This window comes from Agrobacterium salinitolerans (genome assembly GCF_027498475.1).
GTDB classification, from domain to species: Bacteria; Pseudomonadota; Alphaproteobacteria; order Rhizobiales; family Rhizobiaceae; genus Agrobacterium; species Agrobacterium salinitolerans.
On record NZ_JAPZLN010000002.1, the window covers coordinates 461567 to 480869 of the forward strand.

18 protein-coding genes are annotated in these 19303 nt (G+C 59.0%); 9 read left to right on the forward strand and 9 right to left on the reverse strand.

Going from position 1 to position 19303, the window contains the following annotated elements; all coding sequences use genetic code 11:
• Window positions 1–28: 28 nt before the first annotated feature.
• The gene (gene minD / locus O9X91_RS10865) at window positions 29–844 is read left to right on the forward strand and encodes a septum site-determining protein MinD (RefSeq protein WP_003506498.1); all 816 of its coding nucleotides are present in this window, start codon (window positions 29–31) and stop codon (window positions 842–844) included.
• Window positions 841–1101 carry a cell division topological specificity factor MinE gene (minE, locus tag O9X91_RS10870; RefSeq protein ID WP_077984289.1) on the forward strand — a complete coding sequence of 87 codons (261 nt, stop codon included), beginning with the start codon at window positions 841–843 and terminating at the stop codon, window positions 1099–1101. Before minD ends, minE begins: the two co-directional genes overlap by 4 nt.
• A 41-nt stretch (window positions 1102–1142) precedes the next feature.
• Here the strand turns inward: minE and O9X91_RS10875 are convergent, their stop codons facing one another.
• The 3 genes from O9X91_RS10875 to O9X91_RS10885 form a co-directional block, all read right to left on the reverse strand.
• Complete coding sequence (locus O9X91_RS10875) at window positions 1143–2045, reverse strand: amino acid ABC transporter substrate-binding protein (protein WP_269824131.1); 903 nt, start codon at window positions 2043–2045, stop codon at window positions 1143–1145.
• 72 nt (window positions 2046–2117) lie between these two features.
• Window positions 2118–3011 (reverse strand): amino acid ABC transporter substrate-binding protein, encoded by an 894-nt coding sequence (locus O9X91_RS10880; protein ID WP_269833910.1) that lies wholly within the window; start codon window positions 3009–3011, stop codon window positions 2118–2120.
• Between the two features lie 30 nt (window positions 3012–3041).
• Entirely contained in the window at window positions 3042–5360 is a 2319-nt protein-coding gene (locus O9X91_RS10885; RefSeq protein WP_269833909.1) for a putative bifunctional diguanylate cyclase/phosphodiesterase, read from the reverse strand.
• 343 nt (window positions 5361–5703) lie between these two features.
• Between O9X91_RS10885 and O9X91_RS10890 the strand changes: the two genes are divergently transcribed.
• The gene (locus O9X91_RS10890) at window positions 5704–7062 is read left to right on the forward strand and encodes an amidase (protein ID WP_269826768.1); all 1359 of its coding nucleotides are present in this window, start codon (window positions 5704–5706) and stop codon (window positions 7060–7062) included.
• A gap of 45 nt (window positions 7063–7107) precedes the next feature.
• Here O9X91_RS10890 and O9X91_RS10895 read toward each other — a convergent pair whose 3' ends face one another.
• Genes O9X91_RS10895 through O9X91_RS10905 form a run of 3 tightly spaced genes read right to left on the reverse strand, consistent with a single transcriptional unit; the run spans window position 7108 to window position 10119 of the window.
• Window positions 7108–7749: a ThuA domain-containing protein gene (locus O9X91_RS10895; protein ID WP_077984284.1), complete on the reverse strand. Its 642-nt coding sequence runs from the start codon at window positions 7747–7749 to the stop codon at window positions 7108–7110.
• A 17-nt stretch (window positions 7750–7766) separates the two neighbouring features.
• Window positions 7767–8867 carry a Gfo/Idh/MocA family protein gene (locus tag O9X91_RS10900; protein WP_269824128.1) on the reverse strand — a complete coding sequence of 367 codons (1101 nt, stop codon included), beginning with the start codon at window positions 8865–8867 and terminating at the stop codon, window positions 7767–7769.
• Window positions 8868–8919: 52 nt separating this feature from the next.
• Window positions 8920–10119, reverse strand: a complete 1200-nt coding sequence (locus O9X91_RS10905) for an ROK family transcriptional regulator (protein ID WP_137411679.1) — start codon at window positions 10117–10119, stop codon at window positions 8920–8922.
• A 193-nt stretch (window positions 10120–10312) separates the two neighbouring features.
• Here O9X91_RS10905 and O9X91_RS10910 point away from each other — a divergent pair, with 193 nt between their 5' ends.
• The 6 genes from O9X91_RS10910 to O9X91_RS10935 all read left to right on the forward strand — a co-directional run bounded on the left by O9X91_RS10910 (window position 10313) and on the right by O9X91_RS10935 (window position 16960).
• Entirely contained in the window at window positions 10313–11614 is a 1302-nt protein-coding gene (locus O9X91_RS10910) for an extracellular solute-binding protein (protein ID WP_137411680.1), read from the forward strand.
• A gap of 70 nt (window positions 11615–11684) precedes the next feature.
• The gene (locus O9X91_RS10915) at window positions 11685–12623 is read left to right on the forward strand and encodes a carbohydrate ABC transporter permease (RefSeq protein ID WP_077984280.1); all 939 of its coding nucleotides are present in this window, start codon (window positions 11685–11687) and stop codon (window positions 12621–12623) included.
• Window positions 12616–13464 (forward strand): carbohydrate ABC transporter permease, encoded by an 849-nt coding sequence (locus O9X91_RS10920; RefSeq protein ID WP_022563716.1) that lies wholly within the window; start codon window positions 12616–12618, stop codon window positions 13462–13464. The genes O9X91_RS10915 and O9X91_RS10920 overlap by 8 nt, the downstream gene beginning before the upstream one ends.
• 17 nt (window positions 13465–13481) lie before the next feature.
• On the forward strand, window positions 13482–14555 hold the full coding sequence (locus O9X91_RS10925) for an ABC transporter ATP-binding protein (RefSeq protein ID WP_077984278.1): 1074 nt from the start codon (window positions 13482–13484) through the stop codon (window positions 14553–14555).
• A 143-nt stretch (window positions 14556–14698) separates the two neighbouring features.
• A complete protein-coding gene (locus O9X91_RS10930; RefSeq protein WP_077984277.1) occupies window positions 14699–15751 on the forward strand; it encodes a sugar phosphate isomerase/epimerase family protein in 1053 nt (350 codons plus the stop codon).
• A 21-nt stretch (window positions 15752–15772) separates the two neighbouring features.
• Window positions 15773–16960 (forward strand): Gfo/Idh/MocA family protein, encoded by a 1188-nt coding sequence (locus tag O9X91_RS10935; protein ID WP_142911862.1) that lies wholly within the window; start codon window positions 15773–15775, stop codon window positions 16958–16960.
• A gap of 103 nt (window positions 16961–17063) precedes the next feature.
• Here O9X91_RS10935 and O9X91_RS10940 read toward each other — a convergent pair whose 3' ends face one another.
• The 3 genes from O9X91_RS10940 to O9X91_RS10950 form a co-directional block, all read right to left on the reverse strand.
• Complete coding sequence (locus O9X91_RS10940) at window positions 17064–17315, reverse strand: hypothetical protein (RefSeq protein ID WP_142911861.1); 252 nt, start codon at window positions 17313–17315, stop codon at window positions 17064–17066.
• Between the two features lie 121 nt (window positions 17316–17436).
• The gene (locus O9X91_RS10945; protein WP_142911860.1) at window positions 17437–18723 is read right to left on the reverse strand and encodes a glycerate kinase type-2 family protein; all 1287 of its coding nucleotides are present in this window, start codon (window positions 18721–18723) and stop codon (window positions 17437–17439) included.
• Window positions 18724–18727: 4 nt separating this feature from the next.
• A complete protein-coding gene (locus tag O9X91_RS10950; protein WP_077984274.1) occupies window positions 18728–19081 on the reverse strand; it encodes a DUF1304 domain-containing protein in 354 nt (117 codons plus the stop codon).
• Between the last annotated feature and the right edge of the window lie 222 nt (window positions 19082–19303).

Sequence of the window (19303 nt, forward strand, 5' to 3'; positions counted from 1 at the left end):
TAGAAACGAACAGGAACAGGAGAGCCATATGGGGAAGGTAGTCGTTGTAACTTCCGGCAAGGGCGGGGTTGGCAAGACCACCTCGACCGCAGCGCTTGGCGCCGCACTGGCGCAGAATAAAGAGAAGGTCGTGGTCGTCGATTTCGATGTCGGCCTGCGCAACCTCGATCTCGTCATGGGTGCTGAACGCCGGGTGGTTTACGATCTCGTCAACGTCATCCAGGGCGATGCCAAGCTGACGCAGGCGCTGATCCGCGACAAGCGCCTCGAGACGCTTTTCCTGCTGCCCGCCTCGCAGACCCGCGACAAGGACAATCTGACGCCGGAAGGTGTCGAGTGGGTCATCAACGAGCTGAAGAAACATTTCGACTGGGTGATCTGCGACAGCCCGGCCGGTATCGAACGCGGCGCGACGCTGGCCATGCGCCATGCGGATGTGGCCGTCGTCGTGACCAATCCGGAAGTCTCCTCGGTGCGTGACAGCGACCGCATCATCGGCCTGCTTGATTCCAAGACGCTGAAGGCCGAGCGCGGCGAGCGCATGGAGAAACACCTGCTTCTGACGCGTTACGATGCTTCCCGCGCCGAGCGCGGCGACATGCTGAAGGTCGATGACGTTCTGGAAATCCTTTCCATTCCGCTGCTCGGCATCATTCCCGAAAGCACGGATGTGCTGCGGGCCTCGAACGTCGGTGCGCCCGTCACGCTGGCGGACGCCCGCTGCGCGCCGGCTATGGCCTATTTCGACGCCGCTCGTCGTCTGTCCGGCGAGGATATTCCGGTGGTCATCCCGGGTGAGAAGCGTGGCATCTTCTCCAAGATCTTCGCAAGGAGGGCTGCATGAGCATCTTCAGTCTCTTCCGCAAACAGAAGTCGGCACCGCTTGCGCGTGAGCGTCTGCAGGTGCTGCTCGCCCACGAAAGAGCGTCATCGGGCTCCGATCTCGTCGCCATTCTCAGGGAAGAAATTCTCGCCGTCATCGCCAAACATGTGCAGATCGACAATGACCGGGTGCATGTGAAGATGGATCGCGACGAGCATGTCTCCATTCTGGAGATCGATGTCGAAATCCCGCTCGGCGCTGACCTGCGCGCTGCCTGAAGACATTTTACCAATGATGCCGCCCGCCTCCGGGCGGCTTTTTATTCCGCCGTCGTGTCGACGGGGTTGCGAAAGGTTTCCTCCAGGTCATCTGGCAGCGGGCGTTTCAGGTTTATCCCGTTCGGCGGGATCGGCGTGTTGAACCATTTGTCGTAGATTTTTTCGATTTCGCCGCTGGCATAGATTTCGCCGAGCGCCTCGTTGACGGCGTCGCGGAAGCCGGTATCGCCGTGGCGGAGCATCAGGCCATAGGGCTGCGGCGGGGCGAGATATTCGTCCGAGATGACGTAGTCTTCGGGCTTGCCGGTTTCGGCAACGAAGGATCGCAGAAGTATATCGTCCATGACAAAGGCCGAGGCGCGGTTTTCCGTCACCATGTCGAAACTGCCTTCCGTGCTGTCATTTTGCAAAACCGCGACGTTCAGTCCCAATTTGCGATTGAGCACGTTGAGTTGGGTGATGTTGATGGTTCCCGTCGTCACCACCACCGTTCGCCCGGCAAGATCGGCGACAGTGTTCAGGCCGCTCGATTTCAGCGCCACATAACGGGTGCCGGTGATGAAGTGGCTATAGGAAAACCACACGGCCTTGCGCCTTTCTTCCGTATTCGTGCTCGCCACGCATTCCATGTCCATCGTGCCGTCATTGAGAAGCATGATGCGGTTGCTGGGCGTGCGTTTGACGAACTCGACCTTCAGTTCAGGCAGGCCGAGCTTTTTCTTGATGGAATCCGCCACCCTCAGGCACAGTTCTATGCTATAACCGATAGGCTCCGTCCCGGCGCCGAGATAGGAGAAAGGGATGTTGCGATCGGCATAACCGAGCTTGATCGTGCCGGTTCTGGCGATGGTTTCAAGTGTCGGCGGTTGGGCGTCCTCGCTCACCGCCTGAGCGGGAAGAAGACTTGAAAAAACCAGCATAAGCCATAATGTCGATCTCTGCATCGCGCATCTCCAGCCAAAATAATCCGTCAAAACATTTTCATGAAAATCGATACGGGTTGGCGCCTTGCGCGCTCAGTCCTGGTATTCGCTCGGATGTTCGTACGCCTGTTTCAGAGAGGCGGCCATCGGCAGGTTCAGGTTCATGCCGTTTGGGGGAATGGGCTTGGTGAACCACTTTTCATAGAGGCCATGAATGACCGGCCCGGTGAAAATGTGCCGAAGGCTTTCATTGACCGCCGCCTTGAAATCCGGGTCGTTGCGGCGGAAAACCAGGCCATAAGGTTCGGGTGCGCTCAGCGTTTCCTCGGAAAGCGCATAGAGGTCCGGATTCTCTGACGTTGCCGCCAGCGCCGCAAGCAATATGCCATCCATGACAAAGGCGGAAGCCTTGCCGGAAACCACGAGTTCGAAGGCCTCCTCATTGGTTTTCGTCGGCATAACAGAGATATTGAGGTTCTTCGCCCGGTTCACGGCGTTGAGTTGCTCGATATTGACGGTGCCGGAGGAGGATGTGACGGACCGCCCGGCGAGATCGGCAAGGCTTTTCAGATTGTCCTGCTTGCGAGAGAGAAACTGCGTTGCGGTCATGAAGTTGGGATAGGAGAAATCCACGATCTTGCGGCGTTCGCTATTGTTGGTCGTGGCCGCGCATTCAATATCGATCTGCCCGCTGCGGACAAGGATGAAACGGGTCGCGGGTGTCGCCTTGACGTATTCGAGTTCAATCCTGTCGAGCTTCAGCTTCTTGCGAATATCTTCGCTGATCGCCCGACAAAGATCGGTCGAGAAGCCGGTGACCTCACCATTCGGCAATTGATAGGAAAAGGGCGGTTCGGCCTCGCGATAGCCGATGCGGATCTTTGCGGTTTTGGCAATTTGCTGAAGCGTATCGCCTCCACCTGCTGCCTGAAGGGACGTGATGGGAACAAGGCATGCGAGGAAAAGGCAAAATACTGAAAGACGCATTTCATGTCCTCTGGGCCGGGAGCCGGTTTCTCAAATGGCTTTTTGTGGTGGGCAATAGGTTTCCTGTGTCGGCCGACCGGGATCGCCGAATTCATCCTGCGCGATCGAAGTTATGACGGCGCGGTTCTTCAAAATACGGGCAAGCGGGGCGGGCGCGGCAAAATAATAGCCCTGGGCTTCGTCGCAGCCGGAAAGCTTAAGCGCTTCCACCTGCTCCCTGTTTTCAACGCCCTCGGCGGTAACCTTCAGGCCGATCTGTTCAGCCATGTCGATGACGGTGTTGACAATGGCGGAACACATGGGATTGGACGGCAGGCCGGAGACGAATTCCCGGTCGATCTTTATCTTGTCGAAGGCGACATGGGTCAGCGTGCTGAGCCCCGCATATCCGGTGCCGAAATCGTCGAGCGCGAGGCGCACGCCCCTTTCCTTCAGCAGTTTCAGGATCCGCGTGCTGTTGTCGCGCTCCAGCATGACCGTTTCCGTGATTTCCAGTTCAAGCCGTTCCGCCGGTAAGCCGGATGTTTCAAGCGCCCGGTCCACTATCGGGACGATGTCGTCATTGCTGAGCTGAACGGCGGAAAGATTGACAGCCAGCTTGATATCCTTTGGCCATGTCATGGCATCCATGCAGGCTTGTCCCAGAACCCATTCACCCAACGGCTTGATGAAGTTGTTTTCTTCGGCAAGCGCAATGAAGCGGTCCGGTGCGATGAGGCCAAGCTTGCTATGCCGCCAGCGGGCCAGCGCTTCATAGGCAACGATGCGACCGCTCTGCAGATTGACGACCGGCTGGTAATGCAGCTCGAATTCCTGGTTTTCGAGCGCCGATTTCATGTCGATTTCCAGCGCATGCTTGTGCTGCGCCGCCATGTCCATGCCGGGCTCGTAAAAGACGAAATAGCCGCAGCCCATGGATTTCGCCCGGTAAAGGCCGAGATCTGCATGTTGCAGAAGCTGCGTGGCGGATGTGCCGTGGCCCGGAGCACAGGCAATGCCGATGCTGGTGTCGATGCTGATATCGCTGCCTTCCAGACTGAAGCTGCGCGAGACGGCATGCACTACCCGCGCGGCCAGCATCGCCGCATCGCTCTCGCAGTCGGCATTTGCCGATTGGATGATCGCGAATTCGTCGCCGCCGAGACGGCTTACCATGTCGTTTTCACCAAGCACGGCGGAAATCCGCGAGGCCACCGCCACCAGCAGGGAATCGCCGGCGGCGTGTCCCAGCGTGTCATTGACGGCCTTGAAGCGGTCCAGATCGAGCAGCATGACATTGAACGGCTGGCCTGACGCGGCAAGCTGTTCGAGACGGTTTTCCAGCGTCTTCATCAGCAGGACGCGATTGGGCAGCCCGGTCAGCGCATCGTGATGGGCCATATGCTCCAGCTGCTGCGCCATATCGCGAATCTGCCGCAGGCGTCCGCGTTCCAGAACCGCCTCGCGCAACGTTTCAATGGCGGTGGCCATGTCGCCGATCTCGTCCCGCCGCTCCTGAAACGGCGTGGCGACATCCGTTTCCTCGCGGGCGATCCGAAGCGTCGCCTGCACCAGCGCCGGGACCGGTTTGAGGAAATGCCGGGCGATGACGGTCACAAGTGCGCCGGTGACGGTCAAGACCACGATCAGGGCGGCGAGCGAATTATAGATCAGCTTGCGCTGCGCGCCATAAAGCGCGTCCGAGCCGCCAATGCTGACGGCGACCGCGCCGATGGGTTTCTTCGTTTCCGTGCTGATGATCGGCAGCAGGCCGATATAATGGCTGGATTCGCCGATGGTCGCAAAACCGGTGGAAAAACGCGCGGCGACCGCATCGCGGGAAAAGATGGGATCGGTCGCGAGCGGCTTTTCATCGTCGTCCGTGGCGTTGTCGAAGGCCGCCGCGATCTGCCGGAAGCCGGAATCCGCCTCGTCATAACGGAAAAGCCAGACGGCATTCTTGGTCTGTGCGCCGATAAGCGCGAGAACGTCGCTGGGGTTGAAGCCGGTGACGAGAATGGATTCGTCGTCGCCGATGGGTTTGTCGGTCAATATGCCGTTGACCTGCCCGTCGGCATCGGCGGTAACGCTGACATAGGTATAGATGCTGCGAAGCGTGGCACTGGCGATCTGCGAATTGACGCGGGCCTGGTTGAGCCATTGCTCGCTGGCGGCGGCGACGAACATGTACCAGCCGACAAGCGCGCCGATGCTATAGGAAAAAATCACGCCGCCAAGGAATATGAGAGTTATCTTGCTGGCGAGCGAGCGCCGTCGCGAAAACCGGCCTGGTTCCGGCTGCGTTGGCGAGCGAAGCGTGTGGCCCGGTTCAACCTGTCTATCTGTCCCGCGATAGGCAGTCTCTTCCATTCGCGATAGTCCCCCGCGATGTCGCGTTATAATTGTTTTATGGAATTTTATAGGGCATGCATTTCAATGCTGTCTGCTAAATAATTCAACAAAGTTTAGATGCGATTAAGAATTAATCCCTCTTTTTATAGTCGTAGCTTATATAAGAGGTGTCGCTCTTGCACCTTAGGTTGAAAAAATCGGGGAAGAGAGATGAGCCGTTAAGGATAAACTCCAAAATTCTGCGATCTCCGCCAAGTTTCCCGATCCGGTATGTCTGTCATCGATAGCGCAGCGATTGGCCTTGCCAACTGGCCGATAAACGGCATCTTGTGCGCAACATGCCGCTTTCAGGAAAGATATCATGGTTCATAAAGGCAAAAACATCGCGCAGCTTTCCGTTCTCCTCCAGAGCGGCCACCTCGATCCGCGTGTCCTGGTGGAAGAGACGCTGGATGCGATCGGCGGAAGGGACGATCAGGCCGTTTTTGTCGAGTTGACGGCAGCACGGGCGATGTCGGAGGCGGAAGACGCGGCAAAACGAATTGGTGAGGGCCGTTCTAGTGGTGTGCTCGATGGTATTCCGGTGGCCTGGAAGGACCTGTTTGACCTTGAAGGCATGGCGACCACGGCCGGCTCGACGGTGCTCGCGGACGATAAGCCTGCGTCTCGTGACGCGGATGTGGTGACGTCGCTAAAACAGGCGGGCATGATCTGCATCGGCCGCACCAATATGAGCGAGTTCGCGTTTTCCGGTCTCGGCATTAATCCGCATTACGGCACGCCGCGCAATCCTGCTTCCACGGATGGTCACCGTCTGCCGGGCGGCTCTTCTTCGGGTGCGGGCGTCGCCGTGGCTGCCGGCCTGGTGCCGGTGGCGATCGGCACTGATACCGGCGGATCGGTGCGTATTCCCGCCGCTTTCAACGGCGTGGTCGGTTACAAGGCGAGCCGCGGCCGTTATTCGATGCGCGGCGTTTATCCCTTGGCGAAAAGCCTCGATTCGCTCGGGCCGCTCACGCACACCGTACAGGATGCCGTTTGGGTGGATGCCGCCATGCGCGGTAAGGCGGTTGCCGATCTCACACGCGCGCCTCTTTCCGGCCTGGCGCTGGTGGTGCCGGAAACGGTCTTTTTCGACGGCATTGAGGATGGCGTGGCTACCGCCTTCGAGCAGGCGGTGGAACGTCTTGTCCGCGCCGGTGCTTCGGTGCGGCGGCAGGCATTTCCGATTTTTTTGGAGTTGTTCGATCTTATCAGGGAAAAGGGCGCGCTGGTGACGGCGGAAGCCTTTGCCCTGCACAAGATACGGCTGGAAGGTGCGGATGCGGCGCGCATGGACCCGCGCGTGGTTGCGCGAACGAAGCTCGGGGCGAATATTTCCATGCCTGATTATATCGCTATCAACGAGGCGCGCGAACGCATGACGGCGGCGTTTACCAACATGATCGACCGGCAGGAGCTGCTGGTATCGCCGACATTGCCGCATGTCGCGGCCAAGGTTGCGCCGCTTCTCGATGATGACGATGCCTTTTTCGCCATGAATGCGAAAACTCTGCGCAACACCCAGATCGGCAATTTTTTCGATCTCTGCGGCGTTTCCATCCCCTGCGGAAAGGGCGATGCGGGCATGCCGGTCGGCCTGCTGCTTTCCGGTCTCCATGACACGGATGACCATGTGCTGGGCGCGGCGATGGCGGCGGAAGAGATTATTCGCGGCTGAGGAAAGGAAAAGGCGGCCTTGTTTGGCCGCCTCTCAACGTATGCTTCAACGCGCCGCCCAGTTGGCGCCGCGGCGGAACATGGTTTTCATCTGCGGCACGGAAAACTCCTTGGCCTGATGGCCGAGCGCGGAATAAAAGACGCGGCCCTTGCCGTATTTGCGTTTCCAGACCACCGGCATGACCACACCGTCGATCCACCAGGCATGGTCGCCGGTGAACTTGGTTGTCGCCAGCACCTCGTTGGAGGGGTCGACATGCATGTAATATTGCTCCGACGTATAGGGGAAATCGGAAATCCCCTCCATCAGCGGGTCGTCGGGGCGGGTGATGTTGACATGGTAGTCGATGATATTGCCGGGATGAGCGACCCATTGTCCGCCGATCATGAACTGATATTCCACGCATTCGCGAAAACTGTCGCCCGCACCGCCATGGAAACCGGCAATGCCGACGCCGTTTTCGACGGCGGTCGTCAGGTTCTTGATTTCTTCCTTCTCGATCTTCGACATGGTGACAATAGGTACAACAAGGCTCAGATCATGCACCGAAGGATCTGCAAAAGCCTCCGTTGAGTGCTCCACATAGACCTTGAAGCCATCCTCTTCCAGAATGTCCTTGACGATGGTGGCGCATTCCTGCGGTTCGTGGCCGCTCCAGCCGCCCCAGACGATGAGTGCTTCGCGCATTTATTTCCTCCTCGGGATTATTTGCCGAGCTGGCCGTCGACCAGCGATGTTTCGAGCGGGGCAGGGCGCTCCGCCTTGGTGGTGATGGAAACGGTGGTGCCGGTGTCCGATGCCGTCTGGAAGGCTTCCATCACCTCCAGCACATGCAGGGCAAGATCGCCATTGGCGCGGTGCGGGCGGTTCTCGCGGATGGCATGGGCCATGTCCGCCACGCCGATGGACCGGTAATTGCCGTCGGCATAGGGGGACGACAGCGCCTGCGGCTCGAACTCGCCGCCCTTTTTCAGCAATTGCACCTCGCCGCCGAAATGGTTGGGATCGGGCACGATCAGCGTGCCTTCCGTGCCGTAGAGTTCCAGCGGTACATGTTTGTGGCCGGCGACATCGAAGCTCATGCCGACCTGAACCACAGCGCCATTTTCGAAAGCGAGCACGCCGGAGACATGGGTGGCGACATGAACGGGAATTTTTTCGCCATTCTTCGGCTCGCTGGTGATGAGGCGCTCATTGCGTGGCGCAATGGCAAAACCTGCCACCTTGGCGACCGGGCCGAAGAGGTTGACGAGATCGGTGATGTAATAGGGTCCCATATCCAGCATTGGCCCGCCGCCAACCTCGTAATAGAAGGCGGGGTTCGGGTGCCAGCGTTCATGGCCGGGGCACATGAAAGTGGCCGTTCCGCCGACTGGCTGACCAAGTACGCCATCGTCGATCAGCCGGCGTGCCGTCTGGTGGCCGCCACCGAGGAACGTATCGGGAGCCGAACCAATTCGCAGGCCCTTTGCTTTTGCCGCATCCGCAAGGCGCTTGCCTTCGGTGAAATTGATGCCCAGCGGTTTTTCGGAATAGGCGTGTTTGCCGGCGTCCAGCGCCCGCAGACCCACTTCCACATGTGCCTTGGGGATCGTCAGGTTGACGATGATTTCCACCGACGGGTCGGAAAAAAGCGCGTCGACGCTCATTGCCTGAAGGCCGAACTCGTCCGCTCGCGCCTTCGCCACGTCCTCGTTCATATCCGCAAGACCGCGAATGTCGAGAATGGGAAACGACGCCATGGCCTTGAGATAGGCGCTGGAAATATTGCCGCAGCCTATGATGCCGATGCCGACCTTGTTCATATGATTCCTCCCGTAAATTAGAAATGCCTGGGCCTGTGCTCAAAATAGCGGGTTAGAGCGCCGGTCCCGTGGTGTTCCATGGCGATTCGTAAAGCTCGTAGAGCGCAACGGCCGCAGCGCCCTGCGCCCATAATTCGTCGCTCGCAACGTCGAAAACCAGCTCCGCGACACCGGCCAGCGAGGGCGGCACGGCGGCGTTGTAGCTGTCGCGAATGCTGGCGATGAAGGGTTCGCCGAGTTCGAGGCTGGAGCCGGTGATGATGACACGCGGCGGCGCAAACAACGTGACGATATTGGCAAGCGTCAGGCCGAGCGCTGCGCCGGCGCGCGAAGCGGCCGCGATGAGGTCGTTGTCTTCCGCCGCAATCAATGCATGGGCATGCTGCATGCCGCGACCGAGCCGGATCGCCTCGGCAAAGCGCCCATCCGCCGGGCGGGAGCCTAAAATGGCGTTCTCGCCTGCCTGGCTCGCGAGCCGTACCGTGCCTTCAGTGGCAAGACCGATGACGAGGTCGCCGAGATTGTGGCTGAGGCCACCGGCACCGCGAAACAGCTGGTTTTGATGCAGCACGCCAAGCCCAAGCGTCTGTTCGAGCGAAATCAGCACCATGTCTTCGAGATCACGCGCGTGGCCGAACCAGTGATGGGCGAGCGTAATGGCGTGGGCATCGCTTTCGATGATGGTCGGCGAATTCAGCCGCGCCGTCATTTCCTCGGCGAAATTGACGTTCACCTCCCGCAGGATCGGGCTGCTACGGATTTTGCCGGTGCGATGTTCGATGACGCCGGGCAGGCCAAGACAGACCATGTCCACATCTTCGAGTGAAAGACCCGCATCGACCACACAGCGCCGTACTCCGTCTTCAACGAGATCGGCGATAACGCCGATCGGCTGGCGATCGACACGGATTGGAAGAGCGAGGGTGGAAAGGACATTGCCGCAAAAATCGGTGACGACGAAAACCATACGGTTGGCGGCTATCTTTGCCCCCACGACGCGAGCGGCATCCGGGTTCAGCTCCAGCATCACGCGCGGTCTTCCGCGTCCACCTTCCGTCCTGATGTCGCCGAGATGGCGGGTGAGAATCAGCCCATCATCCAGAAGAGAAGCGGTGATGGCGGAAACGGTCGTCGTGGAAAGCTGGGTGCGTTCGCTGATCTCCACCCTCGAAATCGGTCCATGCCGGCGGATGCTGTCGAGCACGCTCAGCCTGTTGATCGCGCGCATCAATTCTGGGTCTGCGGTCTTCATGGGGTCCTGCTGCGATCAATGCCGTTGCCTCCCGATTTATATCGGAATACGGATTAAATAACGGGGTGAGGGTGGGGTGTGTCAAGCGCCAAGCGCAAAAAATCGGCATTGTGCCTTGACAATGAGCGAACCCTGATATGAATTAATCCGCATCGGGGAATAAATGAGGATATCCCCAGGGAGGATCACCATCATGACGATTTGGCACGCAGGCGCAAGCCTGAGCGGCAAGCTCGTAAGCTTTGCCACAACGACAAGTATTGCTCTCATGCTCGGCGCAGCAAGCGCCTCGGCCGCGACGGTCGTAAAATGGATGCATGTGGAACTGGACCCGAAATCCGTGGCCGTCTGGGAGGAGATCGCTAAGGAATACGAGGCCAAGCACCCCGATGTCGACATCCAACTGCAGTTCCTCGAAAACGAGGCCTTCAAGGCGAAGTTGCCGACGCTGCTGCAATCCAACGACGTGCCCGACTTCTTTTACAGCTGGGGCGGCGGCGTCCTTGAGGAGCAGTCTAAGACTGGTGCGCTGAAGGATCTGACCGAGGTTTTCGATGCCGATGGCGGCAAACTGCGCCAGGCCTATAATGCGTCTGCAATCGACGGCCTGTCCTTTGACGGCAAGGTCTGGGCCGTGCCTTATCGTGTCAGCCTCGTCAGCTTCTTTTATAATAAGGAACTGTTCGCCAAGGCAGGTGTGAAGGCCGAGGATATCAAGACCTGGGCGGATTTCAGCGCAACCGTCAAGAAGATCAAGGACGCGGGCATCGTGCCGATTGCCGGCGGCGGCGGAGAAAAATGGCCGATCCATTTCTACTGGAGCTATCTCGTCATGCGCAATGGCGGGCAGGCCGTGTTTGATGCCGCCCGCAAGGGCGAAGGCGAAGGTTTCATGGACCCTGCCATCATCAAGGCGGGTGAGCAGCTGGCCGAGTTCGGCAAGCTTGAACCTTTCCAGCCTGGCTATCTCGGTTCCACCTGGCCGCAGGCGCTCGGCGTCTTTGGTGACGGCAAGGCTGCGATCATTCTCGGCTTCGACAATACCGAAGCGAACCAGCGCAAGAATGCCGGCGACGGTAAGGGTCTGGCCCCTGAAAACATCGGGCGCTTTGCCTTCCCGGTTGTCGAAGGCGGTGCCGGCAAGGCCACCGATACGCTGGGCGGACTGAACGGTTGGGCGGTCACCAAGAATGCGTCCAAGGAAGCGATCGATTTCGCCACTTTCCTCACCAGCAAGGAAAGCGAAGAGAAGATGGCGACCGCCGGTATGATCCTGCCGGTTGCCACGGGTGCAGCCGGTGCGGTGAAGAACCCGCTGTTGGCGGATTCGGCCAAGCAGCTCGCCGCCTCCACCTGGCACCAGAACTTCTTCGATCAAACGCTCGGCGCCGCCGTCGGCCGCGTCGTCAATGATATTTCGGTCGAGATCGTATCCGGCCAGATGACCGCCGAAGAAGGTGCCCAGCAGATTCAGGACGCATTCGAGCTGCGCTGATCTGACGATTTCCATGGCAGCGCCGCGAATGTGCGGCGCTGCTTATCTGCCTCCATGAAAGCGGATAGAGATGACGGATATTTCCATGACTTCTGCGTCCATGCCGGCGCGTGGCGCGACAAAGGGTAGGCACAAGCGGAGTTCAGTCGCGCATGATCGGGCGCTGACCCTATTGGTGTTCCTGCCGCCCGCGCTGCTACTCTTTACCCTGTTCGTCATCCTGCCCATGGGTGAGGCGGCGTGGTATAGTCTTTATCGCTGGAACGGTTACGGCACACCGACCGATTTTGTCGGTCTGAAGAATTTCCAGGTCCTGTTCGGCAATGCCGCCTTTTCACAGGCTTTGCTCAATAACGGCCTGATCATCCTCATCTCGATCCTGATCCAGATACCGCTCGCCATCTGGCTTGCCATGATGCTGGCGCATCGCATTCCCGGCGTCGTTGCCTTCCGGCTGGTGTTCTTTCTGCCTTACGTTCTGGCGGATGTTGCTGCGGGTCTGATCTGGCGCTTTGTTTATGATGGCGACTATGGCCTCTTTGCCGCGATTTCCAACTTCTTCGGATTCGCCAATCCTTACGTGCTGGCCGACAGGGATGTGGCGATCTATGCCGTGCTCGGTGTCATCGTGTGGAAATATTTCGGTTTCCACATGATGCTGTTCATCGCGGGCCTTCAATCCGTCGACAAAAATGTACTGGAAGCGGCCGAAATCGACGGCGCGTCCGGCTGGCAGAAATTCCGCTACGTCACGCTGCCGATGCTCGGCTCCACGGTTCGCCTTTCCGTCTTCTTTGCGGTCATCGGCTCGCTGCAACTGTTCGACATGATCATGCCGCTTACCGGCGGTGGTCCATCCAACTCCACGCAGACCATGGTCACCTTCCTCTACACTTACGGCGTCATGCGTATGCAGGTGGGCCTTGGCAGTGCGGTGGGCGTTGTTCTTTTCGTCATCTGCGTGACGCTCGCCTTCGGTTACAAAAGGATATTCATGCGCCATGACTGACACATCCACTTCCGTGCGCATGCCGCTGCAAACCAAGCTTTATCTCTATATCTCGCTGAGCCTGATCGCGGCCATCGTGCTCATTCCGCTTCTGACGACGGCCCTTGGCGGCTTCAAGACGCTGGGAGACCTGCGCGTCAACCCGTTCGGTATCCCGGCCGAATGGCAATGGGCCAATTACGGCGATATCCTGCTTGGCAAACGCTACTGGCTGCAGATATTCAATTCTCTGGTCATCGCGCTGTTGACGGTGTTCCTGACGCTCACCGTCTCGGCCATGGCGGCCTTCACCTTCGCGCATGTGAAATTCTTCGGCTCGTCGTTCCTGCTCAATTATTTCCTGCTGGGGCTGATGTTTCCGGCGGCGACCGCCATCCTGCCGCTGTTCATCCGCATTCGCGATTTGGGCCTTCTCGACACCTATTGGGGTGTGGTGCTGCCGCAGGTGGCTTTCGGCCTTGGCATGAGCATTCTTCTGTTCCGCAACTATTTCCGCAATTTGCCGGATGAGTTGTTTCAGGCAGCCTTTGTGGATGGCTGCGGGTATCTGCGCTTCTTCTGGCACATTTCCGTGCCGCTTTCGCGGCCGATCGTGGCGACCGTTGGCATCGTCTCTTTCGTCGGCAGCTGGAACAGCTACATCCTGCCGCTCATCATGCTGAATTCGGAATCGAAATATCCCTGGCCGCTCGGCATCATGGTGTATCGCGGCGAGTTCGGCACGGAATGGCAGCTGGTTCTCGCCTTCATCACGCTGACGATCCTGCCGACAGTCATCGTCTTCTTCCTCGCACAGAAACACATCATCGCGGGCCTGACGGCCGGTGCCGTCAAATCGTGACTTGAAAGGAGCAAAATATGGCTTCCGTCGAACTTAAGGATATCCGCAAGTCCTATGCCGCGCTCGATGTCATTCACGGCATCTCACTCGATATTGCCGATGGTGAATTCATCGCGCTGGTCGGCCCTTCGGGTTGTGGCAAGTCCACGCTGTTGCGCATGATCGCGGGGCTGGAGGAAATCACCGATGGGGATATTCTCATCGGCGACAAGGTGGTCAATGGCATGACCCCGCGCGAGCGTAACATCGCGATGGTATTCCAGTCCTATGCGCTTTATCCGCATATGACAGTGGCTGAAAACATGGGCTTCAACCTGAAACTTGCCGGCCAGCCGAAAAGCGTAATTGAAGAGCGCGTTGCGGAGGCCGCCCGCATGCTCGATCTCGGAAACCTGCTCGACCGTAAGCCCTCGCAGCTTTCCGGCGGCCAGCGCCAACGTGTCGCCATGGGGCGCGCCGTTGTGCGCAATCCGGCCGTCTTCCTGTTCGATGAGCCGCTTTCAAACCTCGATGCCAAGCTACGCGTGCAGATGCGCAGCGAAATCAAGGCGTTGCACCAAAAGGTCGGAACGACCTCGATTTATGTCACCCATGACCAGATCGAGGCGATGACGCTGGCCGATCGGGTGGTGGTGCTCAATCAGGGCCGTATCGAGCAGCAGGGTACGCCGCTCGAACTTTACAAGACCCCCGCCAATCTCTTTGTCGCCGCCTTCATTGGCTCGCCCGCGATGAACCTGATCGAGGGTGTGGTGGATGGCGAGGGCGACCAGCCTGCCGCCCGGCTGAAGGATGGGACGGCGATCCGCATCGCCGCTGACAGAAAGGTCAAGCGCGGCCAGTCGGTCACGATCGGGCTACGCCCGGAACATATCGGTTCGGCGATCGGCGGAGATATCTCGCTTACGGGCAGAACGGTACTTGTGGAGCCAACCGGCGCACAGACCCATGTGGTCTTCGAACTCGCAGGCGATCAGGTCACCGCAGTGGTGGATGGCGAGCAGCTGGTGAAGGTCAATACACCCTTTGCCGCCAGCGTTCATCATGAGCGGGTACATGTTTTCGACAGGGCGAGCGGGCTCGCGCTCTAAGCGCCCCCAATGTTTTGATGGAATGCTGAAATTCTCTTGCCCTTTCGCTTTTGGGGCTTGTCTGAAAATAACGAGCGGTTAGCTTGGCGCTTGGGATCGAAGCGGGTTACCGCGCAACTGTATCGATGCAGGAGGAGATTTTAATGAGAACGATCAAGGGACCGGCGCTTTTTCTCGGCCAGTTCGCAGGCGATGCCGCACCGTTCAACAGCTGGGACAGCATAACCAAATGGGCGGCTGAGAAAGGCTATATCGGCGTGCAGGTGCCGACCTGGGCAAGCCAGCTGATCGATCTCAAAAAGGCCGCGGAATCGAAGGATTATTGCGACGAGTTCGCCGGTGTCGCGCGCCAGAATGGCGTGGAAGTCACCGAGCTTTCCACTCACCTGCAAGGTCAGCTCGTCGCAGTTCACCCGGCTTATGACGAGGCCTTCGATGGTTTTGCCGCACCGGAAGTGCGCGGCAACCCCAAGGCGCGCCAGGAATGGGCGGTGGAGCAGGTAAAGTTTGCGCTGAAAGCCTCAAGAAATCTCGGCATCAAGGCACATGCGACATTCTCCGGCGCGCTTGCCTGGCCGTTCGTCTACCCGTGGCCGCAGCGCCCGGCTGGTCTGGTGGAAACGGCCTTCGACGAACTGGCGAAACGCTGGACCCCGATCCTCGATTATGCCGATGAACAGGGCGTAGATGTCTGCTACGAAATCCATCCCGGCGAAGATCTGCACGATGGCGTGACATTCGAGATGTTCCTGGAGCGCGTGAAGAACCACAAGCGCGCCAACATGCTCTACGACCCCTCGCATTACGTGCTGCAATGCCTCGATTATCTCGACAATATCGACATATATAAAGACCGTATCAAGATGTTCCACGTCAAGGATGCGGAGTTCAATCCGACCGGACGGCAGGGCGTCTATGGTGGTTATCAGGGCTGGGTCAACCGTGCCGGCCGGTTCCGCTCGCTCGGTGACGGGCAGGTTGATTTCGGTGCGGTCTTCTCCAAGATGGCGGCCAATGATTTTGACGGCTGGGCCGTGGTTGAGTGGGAATGCGCATTGAAACACCCTGAAGACGGCGCCCGCGAAGGGGCGGAATTCGTCAAGGCGCATATCATCCGCGTCACGGAAAAAGCCTTTGACGACTTCGCATCAAGCGGCACCGACGATGCGGCCAACCGCCGTATGCTTGGACTTTGAGAGCATTGCAGAGGAAACATTATGGCTATTGAAGGAAAGACAACCGACAAGGCGAACAAGCGGATTCGTCTTGGCATGGTGGGCGGCGGTTCGGGTGCCTTTATCGGTGGTGTTCACCGCATGGCAGCAAGGCTCGACAATCGTTTCGATCTCGTGGCAGGGGCCCTGTCCTCGACCCCGGAAAAATCCCTGGCTTCCGGCCGTGAGCTGGGGCTCGATCCCGAACGATGCTACGGCTCTTTCGAGGAAATGGCCGAAAAAGAAGCGCTGCGAGAGGATGGCATCGAGGCGGTGGCGATCGTCACCCCAAACCATGTCCATTATCCGGCCGCGAAGGCGTTTCTGGAGCGCGGCATCCATGTCATCTGCGACAAGCCGCTGACCTCCAATCTGGAAGACGCCAAAAAGCTGAAGGAAGTGGCCGACAAGGCGGACGCCCTGTTCATCCTGACGCATAACTACACTGGCTACCCCATGGTACGGCATGCGCGGGAACTGGTGGAATCGGGCGCTCTTGGCACGATCCGTCTGGTGCAGATGGAGTATCCGCAGGACTGGCTGGCGGAACCCATTGAGCAGACGGGCGCCAAGCAGGCCGTCTGGCGCACCGACCCGGCGCAATCGGGTGCGGGTGGTTCCACAGGCGATATCGGCACGCATGCCTATAATCTTGGATGCTTCATTTCCGGCCTGGAAGTCGACGAACTGGCGGCGGATGTGCACACCTTCGTCGAAGGCCGCCGGCTGGACGACAACGCGCATGTGATGCTGCGTTTCAAGGCGAAGGATGGCAAGCAGGCGGCCAAGGGGCTGCTCTGGTGCAGCCAGGTTGCGGTCGGTCACGAAAACGGGCTGAAAGTTCGTGTGTATGGTGACAAAGCCGGCATCGAATGGACGCAGGCTGATCCGAACTATCTCTGGTTCACGAAGCTCGGCGAACCCAAGCAGTTGATCACCCGCGGCGGTGCAGGCGCCGGGGCTGCGGCGGCGCGCGTCACCCGCATTCCATCGGGCCACCCGGAAGGCTATCTCGAAGCGTTTGCCACCATCTATACTGAAGCGGCCCATGCCATTGAGGCCAGCCGCGACGGCTCGGCGCTGGACAAGGCGGTGATTTATCCGACCGTCGATGACGGGGTAAAAGGCGTCGCCTTCGTTACGGCCTGCGTCGAATCCGGAAAAAAGAACGGCGGCTGGGTGAAGCTGTAAGATTGGACACGACCCTGCCCGCGCATTTCTTCTCCCCGCCGGGGAGAAGAAACAAGCGGTACGGGCTCGCTCCTTCGTTATCGCCTGGTCTCAAGGCTCAAGACTATTGATAAGAGCTAGGAGACATCGACTGCACCCGTTGCGTTACGGGGCAACCGTCCTCGATCTTGGTCCAGGACGAAACGTTGAGCTTCATCTCGCAACGTGCGAGATAGGAGCCGCCATCGACCTTCAGGCAGGATGTCTGGCCGAGTTCGAACATGGCACCGCGATTTCGGCATTTGCAATTGTGGGCATCCGCCAAAGTCGGAATAAGGGCCATGATCAGGCCGAATATGAGTACTCCAGAACGCATGGCTGAAGCTCCAAAGGATATCGCGCTAGATTACTCCTCTCCGAAGGCATAGTCAAAACGTCTTCCCTCCGAGAAGCCCGCGTCGGAAGGCCCATAATAGTCACTGCAAACTTCTCCGCTATTACCCGATCAGAATCGCCCTGATATCATTCACATTCGTCAGGGTCGGTCCCGTGACGACAAGGTCTCCTGCTGCATTGAAAGCGGTGTAGCTGTCGTGGCTCATGAGCGACTGGCGCGGATCGACACCGGCTTTGCGCATGCGGGCAAGCGTGTCCGGTGTCACCACCGCACCTGCCGCATCCTCCACGCCGTCTATGCCGTCGCTGTCGCCGGCAATGGCCCAGATGCCATCCGCACCCTTCAGCGTCAGCGCAAGGCTCAGCAAGAACTCCGTGTTGCGACCGCCCTTGCCTGCCGGTCCCTTGCCGCCAACGCCCCTGTTCAGCGTGACCGTGGTTTCGCCGCCGGAGAGCAGGACGGCCGGGCCTTTGACCGGAAGGCCCTTGCGGCTGGCGGAAAGCGCGATGCCGGCCATGACTGCGCCGACATCTTTTGACTCACCCTCCAGTGAATCTCCGAGGACGAGCGGCGTAAGCCCAAGTTTCACTGCCTCATCCGCTGCCGCCTGCAGGGCGAGCGAGGGGGCGGCGATGAGCCGGATATCTTCCGCGATATCGCCCGCCTTCGGGGTTTCCTCGCCTTTTTCCAGCACCTTGCGCACGTTTTCGGGAAGATCGAGCGCATAACGGGAGACGATTTCCCGCACGGTTTGAATGTCACTCGGATCGGCAACCGTTGGCCCGGAGGCGATCTCTGAGGGGTCGTCACCCGGAACGTCGGAAATCAGCAGTGAAACGACCTTGGCGGGTTTGGCGGCCAGCGCCAGCCGTCCGCCCTTGATGCGGGAGAGGTGTTTGCGCACCGCATTCATTTCGGAAATCGTCGCACCGCTGGCAAGCAAGGCACGGTTGACAGCCATCTTGTCCGCAAGCGTCATGCCTTCGGCTGGCGCGACCATCAGTGCCGAACCGCCGCCGGAAATCAGTGCGATCACCATATCGTCGGCGGTGAGCCCTTCGACTGCGGCGAGAATGCGTTTTGCCGCTTCCGCGCTCTTCTCGTCGGGCACGGGATGGGAAGCCTCGATGATTTCGATACGCGCCGTCGGCACGGCATGTCCGTAACGCGTCACCACCACACCTGAGAGCTCCACATGTGGCCATGCCGCTTCAAGCGCTGCGGCCATGGCGGCGGAAGCCTTGCCGGCGCCCACGACCACGCAACGCCCTTTGGGCGGGGAGGGGAGGTGGTGTTGCAGCACCTTTGCCGGATCGGCGCTGGCGACTGCGGCCATGAAAATGCGGTTGAGAGCGTCTCTTGCGGAGGTGTCGTTCCATGCGGTCATCAGGTCATGCTCCAAGCCAGAGGAAGCCGAGCGCAAACAATGCCGGCAATGCCTGAATGAACAGGATCTTCATATTGGCAGTGATCGCGCCGAAAATACCGGCGATCAGAACGCAAGTCAGGAAGAAAACCTTGAAGCTGAGCCCGTCATCGCCCTGTGTGAGCCCATAGATCAGCCCGGCTGCGAGAAAGCCGTTATAAAGCCCCTGATTGGCGGCAAGCACTTTTGTCTGCCGGGCGAAATCCGCCGAGAGACCAAAGGCTTTTCGGCCGGCCGGCTTTTCCCACAGCAGCATTTCCAGAATGACGATGTAGATATGAATCGCCGCAACCACGGCAATCAAGATGCTGGCGATCATCGGTGGTTCCTCCAAACCATGATGTCCGTTGCCTGCGGCTGTCGGGGGAAAACAGGCGGCGAGCGGACAATTCCGTTTTAACGATGGGGCAGAGCGCCGCAAGGCCGGAATCCTCTCTTCCCGTGCAAACTGTTGAAGAGCGCCAACCTGTTGCTTGACTCTTTACCGAAATAGGAACAAAACAAGAACAATTAAGATGAATAACCGGAATTGAAACCTGTC

Coding starts and splice junctions, on each gene's coding strand:
- minD (WP_003506498.1), top strand. CDS start 29: ATGGGGAAGGTAGTCGTTGTAACTTCCGGCAAGGGCGGGGTTGGCAAG.
- minE (WP_077984289.1), top strand. CDS start 841: ATGAGCATCTTCAGTCTCTTCCGCAAACAGAAGTCGGCACCGCTTGCG.
- O9X91_RS10875 (WP_269824131.1), bottom strand. CDS start 2,045: ATGCAGAGATCGACATTATGGCTTATGCTGGTTTTTTCAAGTCTTCTT.
- O9X91_RS10880 (WP_269833910.1), bottom strand. CDS start 3,011: ATGCGTCTTTCAGTATTTTGCCTTTTCCTCGCATGCCTTGTTCCCATC.
- O9X91_RS10885 (WP_269833909.1), bottom strand. CDS start 5,360: ATGGAAGAGACTGCCTATCGCGGGACAGATAGACAGGTTGAACCGGGC.
- O9X91_RS10890 (WP_269826768.1), top strand. CDS start 5,704: ATGGTTCATAAAGGCAAAAACATCGCGCAGCTTTCCGTTCTCCTCCAG.
- O9X91_RS10895 (WP_077984284.1), bottom strand. CDS start 7,749: ATGCGCGAAGCACTCATCGTCTGGGGCGGCTGGAGCGGCCACGAACCG.
- O9X91_RS10900 (WP_269824128.1), bottom strand. CDS start 8,867: ATGAACAAGGTCGGCATCGGCATCATAGGCTGCGGCAATATTTCCAGC.
- O9X91_RS10905 (WP_137411679.1), bottom strand. CDS start 10,119: ATGAAGACCGCAGACCCAGAATTGATGCGCGCGATCAACAGGCTGAGC.
- O9X91_RS10910 (WP_137411680.1), top strand. CDS start 10,313: ATGACGATTTGGCACGCAGGCGCAAGCCTGAGCGGCAAGCTCGTAAGC.
- O9X91_RS10915 (WP_077984280.1), top strand. CDS start 11,685: ATGACGGATATTTCCATGACTTCTGCGTCCATGCCGGCGCGTGGCGCG.
- O9X91_RS10920 (WP_022563716.1), top strand. CDS start 12,616: ATGACTGACACATCCACTTCCGTGCGCATGCCGCTGCAAACCAAGCTT.
- O9X91_RS10925 (WP_077984278.1), top strand. CDS start 13,482: ATGGCTTCCGTCGAACTTAAGGATATCCGCAAGTCCTATGCCGCGCTC.
- O9X91_RS10930 (WP_077984277.1), top strand. CDS start 14,699: ATGAGAACGATCAAGGGACCGGCGCTTTTTCTCGGCCAGTTCGCAGGC.
- O9X91_RS10935 (WP_142911862.1), top strand. CDS start 15,773: ATGGCTATTGAAGGAAAGACAACCGACAAGGCGAACAAGCGGATTCGT.
- O9X91_RS10940 (WP_142911861.1), bottom strand. CDS start 17,315: ATGCGTTCTGGAGTACTCATATTCGGCCTGATCATGGCCCTTATTCCG.
- O9X91_RS10945 (WP_142911860.1), bottom strand. CDS start 18,723: ATGACCGCATGGAACGACACCTCCGCAAGAGACGCTCTCAACCGCATT.
- O9X91_RS10950 (WP_077984274.1), bottom strand. CDS start 19,081: ATGATCGCCAGCATCTTGATTGCCGTGGTTGCGGCGATTCATATCTAC.